The sequence below is a fragment of the Campylobacter sp. TTU_617 genome, assembly GCF_016599045.1.
GTDB lineage: Bacteria > Campylobacterota > Campylobacteria > Campylobacterales > Campylobacteraceae > Campylobacter_D.
In genome coordinates, this window is the sequence record NZ_JAENKV010000013.1 from 19,869 (window position 1) to 35,177 (window position 15,309).

At 25.2% G+C, this 15,309-nt stretch carries 15 protein-coding genes; 7 read left to right on the forward strand and 8 right to left on the reverse strand.

The window, feature by feature from the left end:
- The 4 genes from GQV94_RS06205 to GQV94_RS06220 form a co-directional block, all read right to left on the reverse strand.
- Window positions 1-804, reverse strand: a complete 804-nt coding sequence (locus GQV94_RS06205) for a TatD family hydrolase (protein WP_200170176.1) — start codon at window positions 802-804, stop codon at window positions 1-3.
- A complete protein-coding gene (gene cbrR, locus GQV94_RS06210) occupies window positions 795-2,039 on the reverse strand; it encodes a bile resistance response regulator CbrR (RefSeq protein ID WP_200170177.1) in 1,245 nt (414 codons plus the stop codon). The genes GQV94_RS06205 and cbrR overlap by 10 nt, the downstream gene beginning before the upstream one ends.
- Before the next feature lie 64 nt (window positions 2,040-2,103).
- Window positions 2,104-3,627: an AAA family ATPase gene (locus GQV94_RS06215; protein WP_200170178.1), complete on the reverse strand. Its 1,524-nt coding sequence runs from the start codon at window positions 3,625-3,627 to the stop codon at window positions 2,104-2,106.
- Window position 3,628: 1 nt separating this feature from the next.
- Complete coding sequence (locus GQV94_RS06220; protein ID WP_200170179.1) at window positions 3,629-4,483, reverse strand: NAD(+) kinase; 855 nt, start codon at window positions 4,481-4,483, stop codon at window positions 3,629-3,631.
- A gap of 87 nt (window positions 4,484-4,570) precedes the next feature.
- Between GQV94_RS06220 and aspS the strand changes: the two genes are divergently transcribed.
- The 5 genes from aspS (at window position 4,571) to GQV94_RS06245 (ending at window position 8,447) form a co-directional block, all read left to right on the forward strand.
- Window positions 4,571-6,322, forward strand: a complete 1,752-nt coding sequence (gene aspS, locus GQV94_RS06225) for an aspartate--tRNA ligase (RefSeq protein WP_200170180.1) — start codon at window positions 4,571-4,573, stop codon at window positions 6,320-6,322.
- The gene (locus tag GQV94_RS06230; protein WP_200170181.1) at window positions 6,319-6,894 is read left to right on the forward strand and encodes an adenylate kinase; all 576 of its coding nucleotides are present in this window, start codon (window positions 6,319-6,321) and stop codon (window positions 6,892-6,894) included. Before aspS ends, GQV94_RS06230 begins: the two co-directional genes overlap by 4 nt.
- Window positions 6,895-7,140: 246 nt before the next feature.
- A complete protein-coding gene (gene ppa / locus GQV94_RS06235) occupies window positions 7,141-7,662 on the forward strand; it encodes an inorganic diphosphatase (RefSeq protein ID WP_200170182.1) in 522 nt (173 codons plus the stop codon).
- Between the two features lie 208 nt (window positions 7,663-7,870).
- The gene (locus tag GQV94_RS06240; RefSeq protein ID WP_200170183.1) at window positions 7,871-8,122 is read left to right on the forward strand and encodes a hypothetical protein; all 252 of its coding nucleotides are present in this window, start codon (window positions 7,871-7,873) and stop codon (window positions 8,120-8,122) included.
- Between the two features lie 19 nt (window positions 8,123-8,141).
- Window positions 8,142-8,447 (forward strand): hypothetical protein, encoded by a 306-nt coding sequence (locus GQV94_RS06245; protein WP_200170184.1) that lies wholly within the window; start codon window positions 8,142-8,144, stop codon window positions 8,445-8,447.
- Between the two features lie 56 nt (window positions 8,448-8,503).
- Here GQV94_RS06245 and GQV94_RS06250 read toward each other — a convergent pair whose 3' ends face one another.
- From GQV94_RS06250 to GQV94_RS06265, 4 genes are read right to left on the reverse strand one after another with little or no spacing between them, the layout of a single operon-like run.
- The gene (locus GQV94_RS06250; RefSeq protein ID WP_200170185.1) at window positions 8,504-9,379 is read right to left on the reverse strand and encodes an SAM-dependent methyltransferase; all 876 of its coding nucleotides are present in this window, start codon (window positions 9,377-9,379) and stop codon (window positions 8,504-8,506) included.
- Window positions 9,369-9,752 (reverse strand): Holliday junction resolvase RuvX, encoded by a 384-nt coding sequence (gene ruvX, locus GQV94_RS06255; protein ID WP_200170186.1) that lies wholly within the window; start codon window positions 9,750-9,752, stop codon window positions 9,369-9,371. The genes GQV94_RS06250 and ruvX overlap by 11 nt, the downstream gene beginning before the upstream one ends.
- On the reverse strand, window positions 9,749-10,522 hold the full coding sequence (dprA, locus tag GQV94_RS06260) for a DNA-processing protein DprA (RefSeq protein ID WP_200170187.1): 774 nt from the start codon (window positions 10,520-10,522) through the stop codon (window positions 9,749-9,751). The genes ruvX and dprA overlap by 4 nt, the downstream gene beginning before the upstream one ends.
- Complete coding sequence (locus tag GQV94_RS06265; protein ID WP_200170193.1) at window positions 10,512-11,588, reverse strand: divergent polysaccharide deacetylase family protein; 1,077 nt, start codon at window positions 11,586-11,588, stop codon at window positions 10,512-10,514. The genes dprA and GQV94_RS06265 overlap by 11 nt, the downstream gene beginning before the upstream one ends.
- Before the next feature lie 158 nt (window positions 11,589-11,746).
- Between GQV94_RS06265 and GQV94_RS06270 the strand changes: the two genes are divergently transcribed.
- Both GQV94_RS06270 and GQV94_RS06275 read left to right on the forward strand, forming a co-directional pair.
- On the forward strand, window positions 11,747-13,672 hold the full coding sequence (locus GQV94_RS06270) for an RNB domain-containing ribonuclease (RefSeq protein WP_200170188.1): 1,926 nt from the start codon (window positions 11,747-11,749) through the stop codon (window positions 13,670-13,672).
- A gap of 9 nt (window positions 13,673-13,681) precedes the next feature.
- Window positions 13,682-14,650 carry a DNA polymerase III subunit delta gene (locus GQV94_RS06275; protein WP_200170189.1) on the forward strand — a complete coding sequence of 323 codons (969 nt, stop codon included), beginning with the start codon at window positions 13,682-13,684 and terminating at the stop codon, window positions 14,648-14,650.
- The last annotated feature ends 659 nt before the right edge of the window (window positions 14,651-15,309 follow it).

Genomic DNA, 15,309 nt, shown 5'->3' on the forward strand with positions numbered 1-15,309 from the left:
TTAATTTTCTTTAAAAAATAAATTTATAGAATTTTGATAACACAACTTTAAAAGCTCCTTATGAGAAATATCTAAAATTTCACTCATTTTTTTTCCAACTAACTGTGTTAATAAAGGAGTATTTCTTTGGCCTCTAAAAGGCTCTGGAGTTAAATAAGGTGTATCTGTTTCTATAAGTAGCTTATCTTTTGGAATTTTAGGCAAAATTTGAACTAATTTTTTAGCATTTTTAAAAGTTACTATCCCACCAATTCCAAAATAAAAACCCATTTTAGCTAAATCTAACAAAAGCTCACTTGCATTAAAACAATGCAAAACTCCTCCATTAAGCTTTGAAGAATACTCTTTTAAAATATTATAGGTATCTTCATTCGCTTCTCTTGAGTGGATAATAACTGGTTTTTTAAATTCAATTGCTAATTTAAGCTGAGCGATAAATACTTCTTTTTGTTTTTTTTTAATTTCTTCATCTTTACCATTTAAACGATAATAATCAAGCCCACATTCACCAACAGCAATACATTTATGATCTTTTAGAAATTCTCTTAAAATACACTCATCATAATGTTCTATATCATAGGGATGAATCCCAGCAGCAAAATAAACTTGTTCATATTTATAAGCAATTTCTCTTGCACGCTTTAAGTCTTTAATACTAGCACCAGGAATAATAATCTTATCAATACCATTTTCAAAAGAGTGTTTTAAAACTTTATCCAAATCTGATAAAAAAACATCACTATCTAAATGACAATGAGTATCAATTATTTTTAAATTATTATCGAATTTTAAATCTAAAAACATACTTCTACTCTATTTTTTCCATTAGACTTTGCCAAAGAAAGAGTTTTCTCTGCTTTTTGAATCAAATCTTGTTTATTGCTTTTTGAATTAGCAAAAACTATACCTATGGATGCTGTAAAAAACAACTCATCTAAATTAGCTAAAACACCTACATTTTTAATATTGACACGAATACGAGAAAAGATTTTAATGGCTCTTTCTTGATTGATATTTTTTAATATAATGCAAAATTTTTCAGCACTATATCTTCCAACGATATCTCTTCCCTTAATTTCATCAGTAATTTCTTTTGCACAAATTCTAATCACTTCATCGCCTATATTATAACCATATTCGTCATTTATCGTTTTTAAATTATCAATATCTAAAAAAGCAAAAGCAAATTCTTCATCTTTAGAGGAAATTTCATTTAAATAATTTTCCAAATCTTCCATTAATGCATCATTATTTTTTACTCCAGATACAAAATCAAGATGATTATAAGAATTTAAAAATTTCATATTATCCATAAATACCAAACAACGATTTACACAAAAATTAAATAATTCCTTATTAATAGGCTTGATTAAATAATCATTTGCGTTATTTTTAAGCATATCCACTTCTAGTTCATCATCTTTATCGCCTAAAATAATTACTCCTAAATCATCACTACTATAGCGCTCTCTTACACTAAATAAAAGTTGAGTACCATCGATAATTGGCATTTTAGCATCACAAATAATAAGTTTTACATCTGAATTTTGTTCTAAATAATTTAAAGCTTCTTCTCCATGAGCAGCACCTAAAACATTAAAAAATCTTTGAGTAAGATATTTTTTTATTTCATTACGCTCGTTAAGCTTACTCATTGCTAAGATTACTTTAGTTTTTTCATAGCGTTTTAAATTAATAATAGAATTAATTATATGATCAACACAACTATTGCTTTCTTTACAAATATAATCAAGTATATCTTTATCCATAAAATTATTTTTAGTAGCTTTATCCGTACTTGCAGTTAAAACTATAGTGGGACATTTTTTCTCTATCATAAAATCTACCGCTTCACCATTTGGTGCATCTGGCAAACAAAGATCAATAAAACTTAAGAAATAATCACTTATTGATAATTCCTTAGCTTGTGCAAAATTAAAAGCAACATCCACTTCATAATTAAGGGTTGCTTGTATTTTTTTTGCTAAAAGTTTTCCAAGCATTTTATTATCATCAATAATTAGAATTTTATTTTTCACTATTACACCTTAAATTTATCTATAAAAAAAGTTTTATTATAACAAAAATAAAAATACAAAAAACTTAATCTTTAAGTAAAGTTTTGGCAAATTCAAGTGCTTCATCATTTATTAATTCGCCACTTATCATTCTAGCAAGTTCTTTGATACGATCATTTTTTTCAAGTTTTATTACTTTACTCTCATGAATATTTTTTTCTATTAAAAAATGATTATCAGCCTTAGAAGAAAGTTGTGGCAAATGAGATATAGCAAAAATTTGATAAAAAGAAGAAAGTTCATTTAAAACTTTAGCTATACTCATAGCTTCTTTCCCGCTTAAATTAGCATCAATTTCGTCTAAAAAAATAATTCCTTTTCCAGAACCTAATATTTTACATTCTGTTGCAATTAAAGCAAGTCTTAAACGATTTAATTCTCCAGAACTTAATTTTTTTAAATTTACTTCATTAATATTGAGTTCAAGTTTATCTTTACCTTGCAAAGTTATTTTTTCATTTTGTAAAAAATTAAAACTTAAATTTTTCATATAAAGATTTTTTAAATATAAATTAAAATGTGCTTCCAAGTCTTTTAAATTATTAGATCTTATTTGAGTAAATTTATCACAAGCTGAGTTAATTTTTTTTTCTAACTCATTTATTTTTTTCTCTAATTCTTTTTTTTCAAAACTTAAATTTTCATAATGATTCAATTCTTGTTTTTTTTGTTCTAAAATTTCTAAAGCATTTTCTATGCTTTCATAGCGTTTAACCAAATAAGAAAGATTTTCTATACGATCAAGTAATTGTTCAATATCAAAATCCATCTCTTCCATTTTTTGATTTTCAAAAACGATACGCAACTCATTTAAACATTCTGTAAAAAAATCAGAATTAACCTCACTTAAATTAAGTGCATTAATCACTGTTTGTTCTAGATCAAAAATAGCACTAGCTTTCATCCATGCTTCATCAATTTTATCTTTTTTAGAAAGTTTCTTTTTCAATTTTAAAAGCTCTTCATATTCTCCTACTTTGGGATTAATACTAGAAATTTTTTCAATTTGCATTAAAGCAAGTTCTTTTAATTCTTCGATTTTTTTTTCTTCTTCTAGAATTTTATTTAATTCTTGTGATAGTTTTTCATATTCTTTAAAATTAATCTCAAAATCTTTTTTAAATTCCTTAAAATCAGGATTTTTTTCTTCTTCTAAAGCATCAAGTAAATTAAGTAGTTTTTCATTGTTAAATTCATTATTTTCTTTAACGCTAAGATATTTAACAAAACTTTTACTTAAACAATTTAAGCTTTTTTTACTAATACTTTGATTATTAACAAAATATTTTGCCGTTTTTTCTTTTAAAAGTTTAAAAATATTTTCTTCTTCATTTTCAATGCCAAATTCTTCTAAATTAAGCTCATCATCAAGACTTAACTCTACGCATTTAGCCTCGCTATCACATAAAGCAAAAGCCGATAAAATCGCTTTAAATAAAACAGATTTTCCAGCACCGCTTAAACCTGTAAAAACCGTAAGACCTGGCGTAAGATTAAGCTCGATATTTTTAAAAGTTAAATTATCTTTTATTAAAATCCTATTTATCATTTTAATTTCCCCAATTTAATTTTTCTTTTAAAACTTGAAAATAATCCCTGTCATCAGGATAAATAAAAGTTACACTTTTTTCTCCTAGGCCAATTTTAATATTTTTAAAATCATTTACTTTAAATTTTTCTTGACCATCAATACAAAAAGTACAATCTTTTGCTCCTATTTCAAATTCAAATCCTTTAGGCAAAATAATAGGACGTTGTGTAAGCGAATGAGAGCATATAGGAGTTAAAATAAATACCTGTGCTAAAGTATAAACGATAGGACCATTTGCGCTTAAATTATAAGCAGTTGATCCTGCTGGAGTTGAGATAATCAAACCGTCTCCAAAATATTGATTAAACATTTTTTTATTATGATAGACTTTAATATTGGCCATAGACATATTTGATTTTTTATAAAATACTATGTCATTAAATGCATTTTTACTGATAATTTGATTTTTTTTATCTCGTAAAGTAAGTTCAAGCATAAAAGGATTTTCGATTTTAAATTTTCCTTTAAAAAAATCATTAAAAAAAATTTCTACCTTTTCCATTGTAAGATTTGTTAAAAATCCTAAATTCCCTGCATGAATTCCTAAAATAGGTTTTTGATATTCACAAGCTTTTCTACATAAAGAAATTAAAGTTCCATCCCCTCCTAAAGATATTATTAAATCACTTTTTCTAAATAAATTATCTAACTCATTAATTTTTAAATTTATATTTTGTTCTTCTAAAAATAAAAGATCTATTTTTCTTTTTATTAAAATATTTTTTAGATATAAAATTTCTTGAGTTAAATCAATATCAGGTTTAACAACAAGTCCTATTTTTTTAATCTTTTTATAATCAATTTTGTTTTGCATACAAAATTATAGCAAATCTTAGCTAAGCAAAAGAATAAAGATACTATAATACAATATAAATTTTTTAATACCAAGTAAGGAAAAAAATTGCGAACTCATTATAATACAGACTTAAGCATTGCCAATGTAGGCGAAGTTGTAACTCTTTGTGGTTGGGTTAATAGTTACCGCGATCATGGTGGTGTTATTTTTATTGATTTAAGAGATAGAAGTGGAATTATTCAGCTAGTTTGCGATCCAAAAGATGATCCAAAAGCACATGAAATAGCATCTCGTGTTAGAGATGAGTATGTTTTAATAGCTCAAGGCAAAATTCGTCCCCGTGGAGAAGGATTAAATAATCCCAAATTAAAAACTGGAGACATTGAAGTTGTCATCTCCCATCTTAATATAGAAAATGAAAGTTTAGCTACTCCTTTTGCTATTTCAGATGAAAATGTAAATGAAGAATTACGTCTTAAATATCGTTTTTTAGAGCTTAGAAATCCAAAACTTTATAACAATTTTGCTCTACGTTCTAAAGCTTGCATTGCAGCAAGAAATTCTTTAGCAAATATGGGATTTTTAGAAGTAGAAACACCTATTTTAACTAAAGCTACTCCTGAAGGTGCAAGAGATTATCTTGTCCCTTCTCGCGTTCATCAAGGGAATTTTTATGCTCTTCCTCAAAGCCCTCAACTCTTTAAGCAACTTCTAATGTGCAGTGGTTTTGATCGTTATTTTCAAATTGCTAAATGCTTTAGAGATGAAGATTTAAGAGCGGATCGTCAGCCTGAATTTACACAAATTGATGTTGAAATGAGTTTTTGCAAACAAGAAGATGTGATTAAGGTAGCAGAAAATTTTTTAAAAGATATTTTTAAAGCTTGCGGAAAAGAAGTTAATACCCCATTTAGACAAATGAGCTACAAAGAAGCTATGGAAAATTATGGAAGCGATAAACCTGATTTAAGATATGATCTAAAGCTTATTGATGTAATAGATATTTTTGCAAGATCAAATAATGAAATTTTTTCAAATATTGCAAAAGATAGTAAAAAAAATCGTGTAAAAGCTTTGCGTGTGCCTAAAGGTGATACAATTTTTTCAAAAAGAGCAATGCAAAGATTTGAAGAATTTGTACGTAAATTTGGAGCACAAGGACTTGCTTTCATACAAGTAAAAGAAGATGGGCTTAAAGGACCTTTATGTAAGTTTTTTAGTGAAGAGGATTTAAAAGAATTAAGCAAACGCTGTAATTTAGAAGTAGGAGATGTTGTATTTTTTGGTGCAGGAAATAAAAAAGTTGTTTTAAATTATATGGGGAGATTTAGAATTTTCCTAGCACAAGAATTAAATCTTATAGATCCAAATGCTTTGGAATTCTTATGGGTTGTTGATTTTCCTATGTTTGAACAAAATGATGATGGAAGTTATTCTGCAATGCACCATCCTTTTACTATGCCTAAAAATATCGATGAAACCGATATAGAAGAGATTTGCTCTGTTGCTTATGATATAGTTTTAAATGGAGTTGAGCTTGGCGGGGGAAGTATAAGAATTCATAAAAATGATATACAACAAAAAGTTTTCAAGCTTCTTAATATCAATGAAGAAGAACAAAGAGAAAAATTTGGATTTTTACTTGATGCTTTAAGTTTTGGAGCACCACCGCATGGCGGTATAGCAATAGGACTTGATAGACTTATTATGCTAGTAACAGGTGCAAAAAGTATTAGAGAAGTGATTGCCTTTCCAAAAACACAAAGAGCACAATGTCTAATGACAGATGCTCCATCAAGTGCAAGTAATGAGGCTATGAGAGAGCTTGGAATAAAATTAAGAGAGGAAACAAAATGAAAGAATTATTTTTAATCATAGGAGCACCAGGAAGCGGTAAAACTACTGATGCTAGCTTAATAGCAAATTCTGATATAAATATTACTCATTACTCAACAGGTGATTTATTAAGAGAAGAAGTAGCTAGCGGAAGTGAGCTTGGAAAAAAAATCGATAGCTTTATTTCTAAAGGCAATTTAGTTCCTCTAGAAATCGTTGTAAATACCATAGTGTCGGCTTTAAAAACTGCACCAACTAAAACTATTATTATAGATGGTTATCCTAGAAGCGTAGAACAAATGATGGAATTTGATAAAGTTTTAAATGAACAAAATGAAGTAGAACTCAAAGGAGTCATTGAAGTTAAAGTAAGTGAGGAAGTAGCCAAAGAAAGGGTTTTAGGAAGAAATCGTGGAGAAGACGATAATGAAGAAGTTTTTTATAATAGAATGAAAGTTTATACAGAACCTTTAGAAGAGATTCAAAGCTTTTATCAAAAAAAGAAACTTCATTTTATCATAGATGGAGAAAGAGCTATTAATCCTATAGTAGCTGATATAAAAGATCTTATAAAGAAAATTCAAAATATTTAATTTATAAGAAAAAAATAAATTATTATTTTTCAGATATTAAAATAACACCCGAAAAATAAATTGGGTTAAAAATTTATATTTTACAAAAATTATAAAATTGAAACTATCTAGCATAAAGATATTTATCTAGATAAATTATTGTAAATTTTAAACAATTATTTTTTATATAAATTGTAAGATTATAATTAGATATTAACTAATATTTAATACTAAAAATTAATTAAAACATATAAATAAGGAGAGAAAATGGATTTAAATAAAATTAAAATTGGAGATATTCCAAACAAAATCAATGCGGTCATCGAAATTCCTTATGGTTCAAATATTAAATATGAACTTGATAAAGAAAGTGGTGCAATTTTTGTAGATCGTGTTATACCTAGTGCAGTATTTTATCCTGCAAATTATGGCTTTATTCCTAATACTTTAGCTGATGATAATGATCCTTTAGATATTTTAATTTTAAATGAATATCCTATTCAAGCAGGAGCTGTAATTCCTTGCCGTTTAATAGGGGTATTAATCATGGAAGATGAAAGCGGAATGGATGAAAAACTTTTAGCTCTTCCTACTTCAAAAATTGATCCAAGATATGACAATATTAAAACTTACACAGATTTAGCGCCAGCTATCTTAAATAAAATTAAAAACTTTTTTGAAACTTATAAAATGCTTGAACCAAATAAATGGGTAAAAGTGCAAGATTTCAAAGATGAAAAAGTTGCTATTGAAATACTTCAAAAAGCTATTTCAAATTATAAAAAATGATTTTTAGTTTTTAGCATACTAGAGAAGGTTATAGTAAATCACTCTTCTTGAACTTTTAACTATAAAATATTAGCTTGATAAAGATTATGATTTTATCCTCTATACTTATAATTTAGAGGATAAAATTTTTAAAAAAATGCCTCTTTGTATAAGAATTCATATTAAAAAACGCTAATGAAATAATCTTTTTTTGATAATTTATTATTTGATGATAGAGAGACTAGTCTTGCCGTATTTTCAGATTATTTTAGATTTTGTACTCTTTATAAACGGGCAAGGGGTATGGGTAGATCTTGATATGATTTGCCTTAATGCTTTTGATTTTAATACCAAAAAATATCTTTTTATTAAGGAAATAGACGGTGATATAAATCAACAAAAAATAACTACTTCTTCAATCAAATTCCCGCAACAAAGCTTATTTGGTAAAGAACTTATAAACGAAGCAAAGAACTTATAAATAATCAAAAAAATATCCCTTGGGTATAATAGGTCCTTCTTTTTTAGCAAATATGTGTCAAAATTTTTCTTATGAAAAATATGCACAAGATTATCTTTTTGCCTGTCAAATTCCTTGGAATCAAAGTAAAAAATTTATACAGAAAAAAGCTGATATAGATTGGAATATGCCTTGTTTGCATCTTTTTACTGAAATGTGGAGAAGTTATGGAATGGATAAAAATTGTTTTTATAGACAAGGAATTTATGCTACTTTGCTTGAAAAATATGATATGAAAAAATTTTTTCAAAACCAATCATTGGCTTTTTGTAAAAATCAATCATAAAATTAAAAAATTAATGAATTTCTAATTTTATTCACATTTTTTTCACTATGTGAATTTTAAATTTTACGTAGTTTTGCTATAAAAAATCCATCATAGTCTAAGCTTGGTATAATGCGTTTGCATTTTGAAATTTCATCAAATTCATCACTTTGTGCATCTTTAGCTAAAGCATGCTCTAAATTTATATCTAAAAGTTTTATTTTAAATTCGCTTTTTAAGGCATTTTCTACCACTTCCTCATTTTCTTCTCTGCTAAAAGTGCAAGTGCTATAAACAAGCTCACCTCCGGTTTTTAACGCCTTTAAAGCAGAGTGTAAAAGTTTTTTTTGTAATTTTGAAATATTTTTAATTTCTTTATGACTCTTTTTTAAATCAAAACCCATTTTGGCTAATGTTGAACAAGGTGCATCAAGTAAAATTTTATCAAATTTATTAGGACATAAATTTCCTATGACTTTACCATCTTTTAAAAAGATTTTTGCATTAACTCCATACTTTTTAAGATTTTTTTGCAAAACAAAAAAACGATCTTTACTTGCTTCATTGCAAGCTAAATATCCCATATTTTTCATAAAATTAGCTAAATTTATACTTTTTCCACCTGGAGCAGCACATAAGTCTAAAACACTATCTCCTGCTTTAACCTCTAAATTTAAAGCACATAAATAAGAAGCGTAATTTTGTATATAAAATTTGGCTTCATCAAAAGCTTTCATAGAGCTTAATATACTTTTATCTTTAGCCTTAAATAAATAACAATATTCATTTAGTTTTCTATATTCTAAATTTTCTTTTAAAAATTCATTTTCTAAAAAATTGGCATTAGTTTTTAAAGTATTTAAAAAAACACAAATGTTTTTTTCTTCTTTAAAAGAATTTAGTATTTTCTCCCATTCTTCTTTGGTATATAAAGAACTAATCTTAGAGAGCAAAGTAATCCTTTATCATAATCAAAGCCGCTAAAGAATCTAATTTTGCATCTTTTTTGCGTGTATTTATTACACCTAATTTCAATGCCTCTTTAGAACTAAAACTTTCATCAACAAAAACAATTTTTTTATCAAATTCAAGCAAAGATACAAAATGTTTAATACGTTTTGTCATTTCTTCTTCGCTTTTTGAACCTTTTGGAATACCTACAATAAGCAAAGAAACATTATAAGTTAAAAATAATTTTTTTATCTCATTAGCAGCTTGATTGCGATTTTTACGCAAAATTCCATCAAGAGGAATGGCTATTTTTTCATCTACACAAAGTGCTACACCTATACGCTTTAATCCTATATCTAAAGCTAGAGCATTCATATGATAACCTTCACCCAAATACCTGTTATATCAATTTTTCCTTCAAGTTCATATTCATAAACCTTATCGCCATAAATCGCTAAAGCTTCCTCAACACTTACTCCTTTTTTGCAAAATTTTAAAAATTCATCTTGTGTTTCTTTTTCTTCAATACCAAATTGCAAGGCAAATTCTTTAAAATTGGTTATTAGCTTAGCTTTATTATTTTTTATAAGTTCATTGGTTCCTTGACTCTCATTTAATCTTTGAGGTAAAACATATAAAGGTTTTTTTAATTCTAGGGCAAATTTTGCACTCTGCATAGATCCGCTATTAAGATCAGCTTGTGCTATGATTATACAATCACTTAAAGCGATAATCAAACGATTTCTAAGTAAAAAATCATATTTTTTAGGGATATGATCTGCTTCATATTCGCTTAAAGCAAGAGCATTTTTATAAATTTCTTCTATAATTTTTTGATTTGTTTTAGGATAAATTTGATTAAGTCCATTAGCAAAAATTGCTATAGTATTAGGTAGAGCTGCTTTTGAAGCACTTATATCTACCCCTAAGGCACCCCCACTTACTATACTCACCTTATCTTTAAGAATACTAGAAAGCTCTTCAACGCATTTTTTTGTATAAAGATTCATTTTTCTTGAACCTATAATTGCAACCTTTTTTCTTTTTAATAACTCAAGATTGCCTTTATAATAAATTTTTTTAGGAGGATTTTTTAAAGTTTTAAAATAAGCTAAAAATTCATTATCTAAAATTTTAATTTCCATAAATTTCATTTAAATAAACTAAATTCACATTAAGAAGCATTTCTTTACTTTCTTCTAAGGCTTTAAAAGTATTTTTTCTAGGATGTGCTATAGCTATAGCAAAACCTTTTTTATAAGCTAAATTAATAACTTGCTTAAGTTGATTTTTAATATAATCAATATTATCTTCATTATCCAAAAAAACATCTCTTTGTATATAAGGTTGATTATATTCTTTAGTCAATTTTAAAGCTTTAGTTTTTCCTATAGTTTTAGAATCAACAAAAATAAAATCTTGTTTTTTAAAAGCATCAAAAAGTTTTCTCATAGCATTCTCATCGCTTGTAAATAAACTTCCTGTATGATTATTAATATATCTTAAACCTTTAAATTCTTGTTTAATACTTTTTATCATTGCATCAATATGTTCTTTAGAATCACTTACTTTTAAGGTTTTAAGCTCTGGTTTATTATAGTTAATTGCTTCTAAAGGCAAATGCACCATAAAAAATTTAAATTCTAAAGCAAGTTGTGGAGTATTTTTATGTCTTTTATCCGGAGGAAAAAAAGAAGGAGTTAATTTTAAATTGAGTTTTTTAAGTTCATTTACTTGTTTAGAATTTGCCATATCATCGATAATAATAACAAGTTTTGGTTTTTTTGTGTTATTAATTTGTATTTGATTTATATTTTTTTCTTCTAAAATATTTGTTTTTTGCGCAATCAAACTAGAATTTAAATCACTAAAATGGCTTAAATTTTGCTCATTAAAACTTATATTTAAATCAGAACTTAAATTATTATCTAAACTTATATTATCATCTTGTGTATTTAGATTTTTTTCTAAAAAAGTTACATTAAGTTCTTGATCATAATTATAATTTTTAAAGATGGTATCATTTTTTAAGTTTTGATTATTTTCACTAAATAAATCAAGACTAGAATTAAATTCTTGCACTGGAGTTAAAGTAAAATTGTCTTGTTTTTTATATTCTGTAAAAATTTTTAAAGCTAGAAGAAAGATAATTAAAACTAAAAGAAAGATAATTAAAAAATATTTTAAACGAATAAGATTTTTCAAACAAATAATTCTTTTATAAAGATATAATATTTCATCAAAACAGATCCAACTTTAAAAATTAAACTATAAATTTACATTATACCAAAATATTTATTAAGAAATTCATATTTTTTTTATGAAGTTTATGCAAGAATAATTATAATTTTAAAATTTAAAGTAAAAAAGTGAAAGAATTTCTAAATCATTTAAATTATGGAATCAAAGCTAATGAAGTAAATAATGAATTTAAACAAATTCTAAGAGAACTTTTAGCAAACAATATCATAAAAGAACATAAAAATAAATTTTATCTTAATAATGGTTACGTCTTCGGAGTGCTTGATATTTCAAACAAAGGCACAGGATTTTTAAAATGCTTTGATGAAAATTACAAGCAAGATTTATTGATTGAAAATAAAAATTTAAAAGGAGCCAATTATAAAGATATAGTTGTAGCTAAATTACTTCCCTTAAAAAAGAAGCGTCCTAAAGCAAAAGTTATTTTAATTTTAAAAAGAGCCAATGAAACCTCTTTAGTTATTACTAAAAAATATGGCGAAGCTATTTTAGGGATGAATATAAAAACAGGACTTAGTATAGCTTTAAAAGCTTCCCAAAAATCTCTAAAAGCTCTACCCTTAGGAACAATTTTAAAAATAGAAAATCATAACAACGGCATAACAGAAGTTTTAGGTCATATTGATGATGAAAATATTGATGAAAAAATTTCTTTAAATCTTTTTAACAAAAATTCTTGTTTTAATGATAATTGCATAAAAGAAGCAAATTCTTATGGAGATCTTGTCGATGCAAGTATGTATGAAAATCGTATTGATTTAAGAATGCTCTCCTTTTGCACCATAGATCCTATCCACGCAAAAGATTTTGATGATGCAATTTATTTTGATAAAGAAAAAAAAGAACTTTATGTAGCAATTGCTGATGTAAGCGAATACATTTTTGCTTATGGGGCTATTGACAAAGAAGCTAGAAGTCGTGGTTTTTCTATATATTTTCCACATATTGCTGTACCTATGCTTCCACAAACTTTAAGTGAAAACATTTGCTCTTTAAAACCCTTAGAAGATAGACTTGTATTTTGTTTTAAAATTACCCTAGATGAAAATTACAAAGTTGTAAAAGAAGAACTTTTTGAAGCTATTATTAATTCAAAACGCCGTTTTAATTATGATGAAGTAGATGAAATTTTGATAAAAAAACCCGATTTAAAAGAACTTTCGTGGCTTTATAAGCTTTATGAAATTACAAAAATCATAAGAAAAAAGCGTCTTAAAAATGCTTTTGAATTTAAAACAGAAGAATTAAGAATGAGCCTTAATGATGACTTAAGTCTTAAATCAACTTCATACGAAAAAGATACCCCTTCACACAATTTAATAGAAGATTGTATGTTATTAGCCAACAAAGCTGCTGCAAGTCTTTTAGATGATATAGGAATCTTTAGAAATCACTTAAGTGCTGATCATAAAAAAATTCTAAAACTTTTAAAAGAAATTCAAAGTCTTGGTATAGATGTAGAATACAAAGCAAATCTTAGTGAAATGATTAAAAATATACAAGCTTTAGCAGAAGAATTAAACTTAAGAGAAGAGATAGACAAACTCATCATCAAAGCTCAAAAAAAGGCAGAATATTCAAGTGTTAATATGGGGCATTTTGGCTTAGGATTTAATAAATACTCTCATTTTACAAGTCCTATAAGGCGTTATTCTGATTTAATACTTCATAGACTTTTAAAAGCAAAACTTAAAAAAGACAATAAATTGTTTAATTATTTATTATTAAACATTCAAAGCACTTGCGAAAATTTAAGCGTATTAGAAAGAGAAGCCGATAAAGTTGCTTTTGATTTTATGGATAGAAAATTTGCCAGATGGGCTGATAAAAATAAAGGAAAAGAATTCCAAGCACTTATCATAGAAAATGAAAATGTAATTATCGCAAAACTAGAAGATGAAATCAAAGGTGCTAACATCATACTTAAAAATGCCAAAGTAAATTTACTTCAAAGAGTTCAAGTACGTATTGAGGAAGTTGATATTATTATGGCAAAAATTTTTGGTAAAATTACAAAAATTTTAGAAAATTAATGGATTTTTATGTATAAAAAAGATTTGCAACTTCTTTTAAACACGGCTAATTTTCCAAATTTCTTTTTTCTTTATGGGGCTGATAATTTTCAAATTGAATTTTTCTCAGAGCTTATTAAAGAAAAATATCCAAATGATGAAATTTTAAAAATCTATTTCGAAGAATACAATTTTTCAAAATGTAGTGATTTTTTATCTTTAAATTCTCTTTTTAGCGAAAAGAAACTCTTAGAAATCAAATGCAGTAAAAAGCCAAATACAAAAGAATTAAAATTTTTAATAGAACTTTGTAAAAATAATGCAGATAATTTTTTCCTTTTAGAATTTTATGATGAATCAAGCAGGCAAAATGAACTAGAAAAAATCTTTGAAAATAATTTTGTAAGATTTTTCAAAATCGGCAACACCAAAGAAGGAATAGAGCTTTTAGATATGAAAGCAAAAAAACTCAATATTGATATCACCAGCAATGCTCTTTACACCCTGCTTCAAAGTTTTGATGAAAATTTATATTTAGCAGCAAACGAACTTAATAAATTTCAAAATTTAAAAGTAAATGAACAAACCATTCAAAACTATTGCTATGCTTTAAACACAGGAAATTTTGATGATTTTTTTGAAAAATTAGTAAAAAAACAAGATATAAAAAAAGATCTTGAAAATATTTTAGAAAATTTTAACGAAATGGCTTTTATCAATTCTTTAAATAATAATTTTTATAAATTATTTAAAATTTTAATCTACTCCAAAATTCACGGAAAAATAGATTTTAAAGAACTTTTTGGATTCACACCTCCTTTAAAAGTTGGATCGAATTTAAGCTCTTTGGCATTTAGTATTAAACTTAAACAATACAAAGAAATTTTTAATGTCTTATTAAATACAGAATATGAAATTAAAACAAATTCAAAATTAGCAAAAAAAGAATTTTTAATTTCAAATATATTAAAACTCACAAAGATTCTAAAAACAAATTAAATATTTAACTTTGATATAAAAAGTAATTATTTAAACATTATAATCATATTAATCATTTTTTAAATAAAATGATATTACTTTTATGAATTTAAGATTTAATTATAAAATAAACTTAAACAATAACTTTTTATTTTAAAAATTATTTTATATATAAAAACAATTAAAAAGCAAAAATATAACTACAAATAAATTTAATTATTTATTTTAATAATTTTTATGAAATTAAAATAAATCTTAATTTATTTTATTACAAACAATACTTCTAAAGATAATAAAGAATTAAAATATAAAGAATTATCTTTAAAAATCAAAATATTTATTTATAAGAATTATAAATTTTATATTTGTTTTTGTTTGTATGTTTATTTTTATTATTTATGTTTAGTTATTTAGTTTTATTTGTTATTTTTAATCTTTATTGTTTTAATTATTGCTTTTAGTTATTTGTTTATACTTTTAATCTTTGTTTTTAATTATGTTTTTATCTTTATTGCTTTAAATTATTATTGATTTTATATTTTTATTTTTAATTACTATTTATATTTTTGTATTGCTTTTATGCTATTTGTATTTATTTTATATTGCTTTATAACCTATATGTTATTTGTATTATTTTATATTTTAACTTTCTATCATTTAATTTTATTCTATATTTAAAC

What these genes read in the sequence shown, in the direction of transcription:
- GQV94_RS06205 (WP_200170176.1), bottom strand. Translation starts at nt 804, where the DNA reads ATGTTTTTAGATTTAAAATTCGATAATAATTTAAAAATAATTGATACT.
- ppa (WP_200170182.1), top strand. Translation starts at nt 7,141, where the DNA reads ATGGATTTAAATAAAATTAAAATTGGAGATATTCCAAACAAAATCAAT.
- dprA (WP_200170187.1), bottom strand. Translation starts at nt 10,522, where the DNA reads ATGGAAATTAAAATTTTAGATAATGAATTTTTAGCTTATTTTAAAACT.
- ruvX (WP_200170186.1), bottom strand. Translation starts at nt 9,752, where the DNA reads ATGAATGCTCTAGCTTTAGATATAGGATTAAAGCGTATAGGTGTAGCA.
- GQV94_RS06240 (WP_200170183.1), top strand. Translation starts at nt 7,871, where the DNA reads ATGATAGAGAGACTAGTCTTGCCGTATTTTCAGATTATTTTAGATTTT.
- GQV94_RS06215 (WP_200170178.1), bottom strand. Translation starts at nt 3,627, where the DNA reads ATGATAAATAGGATTTTAATAAAAGATAATTTAACTTTTAAAAATATC.
- GQV94_RS06230 (WP_200170181.1), top strand. Translation starts at nt 6,319, where the DNA reads ATGAAAGAATTATTTTTAATCATAGGAGCACCAGGAAGCGGTAAAACT.
- GQV94_RS06275 (WP_200170189.1), top strand. Translation starts at nt 13,682, where the DNA reads ATGTATAAAAAAGATTTGCAACTTCTTTTAAACACGGCTAATTTTCCA.
- GQV94_RS06220 (WP_200170179.1), bottom strand. Translation starts at nt 4,483, where the DNA reads ATGCAAAACAAAATTGATTATAAAAAGATTAAAAAAATAGGACTTGTT.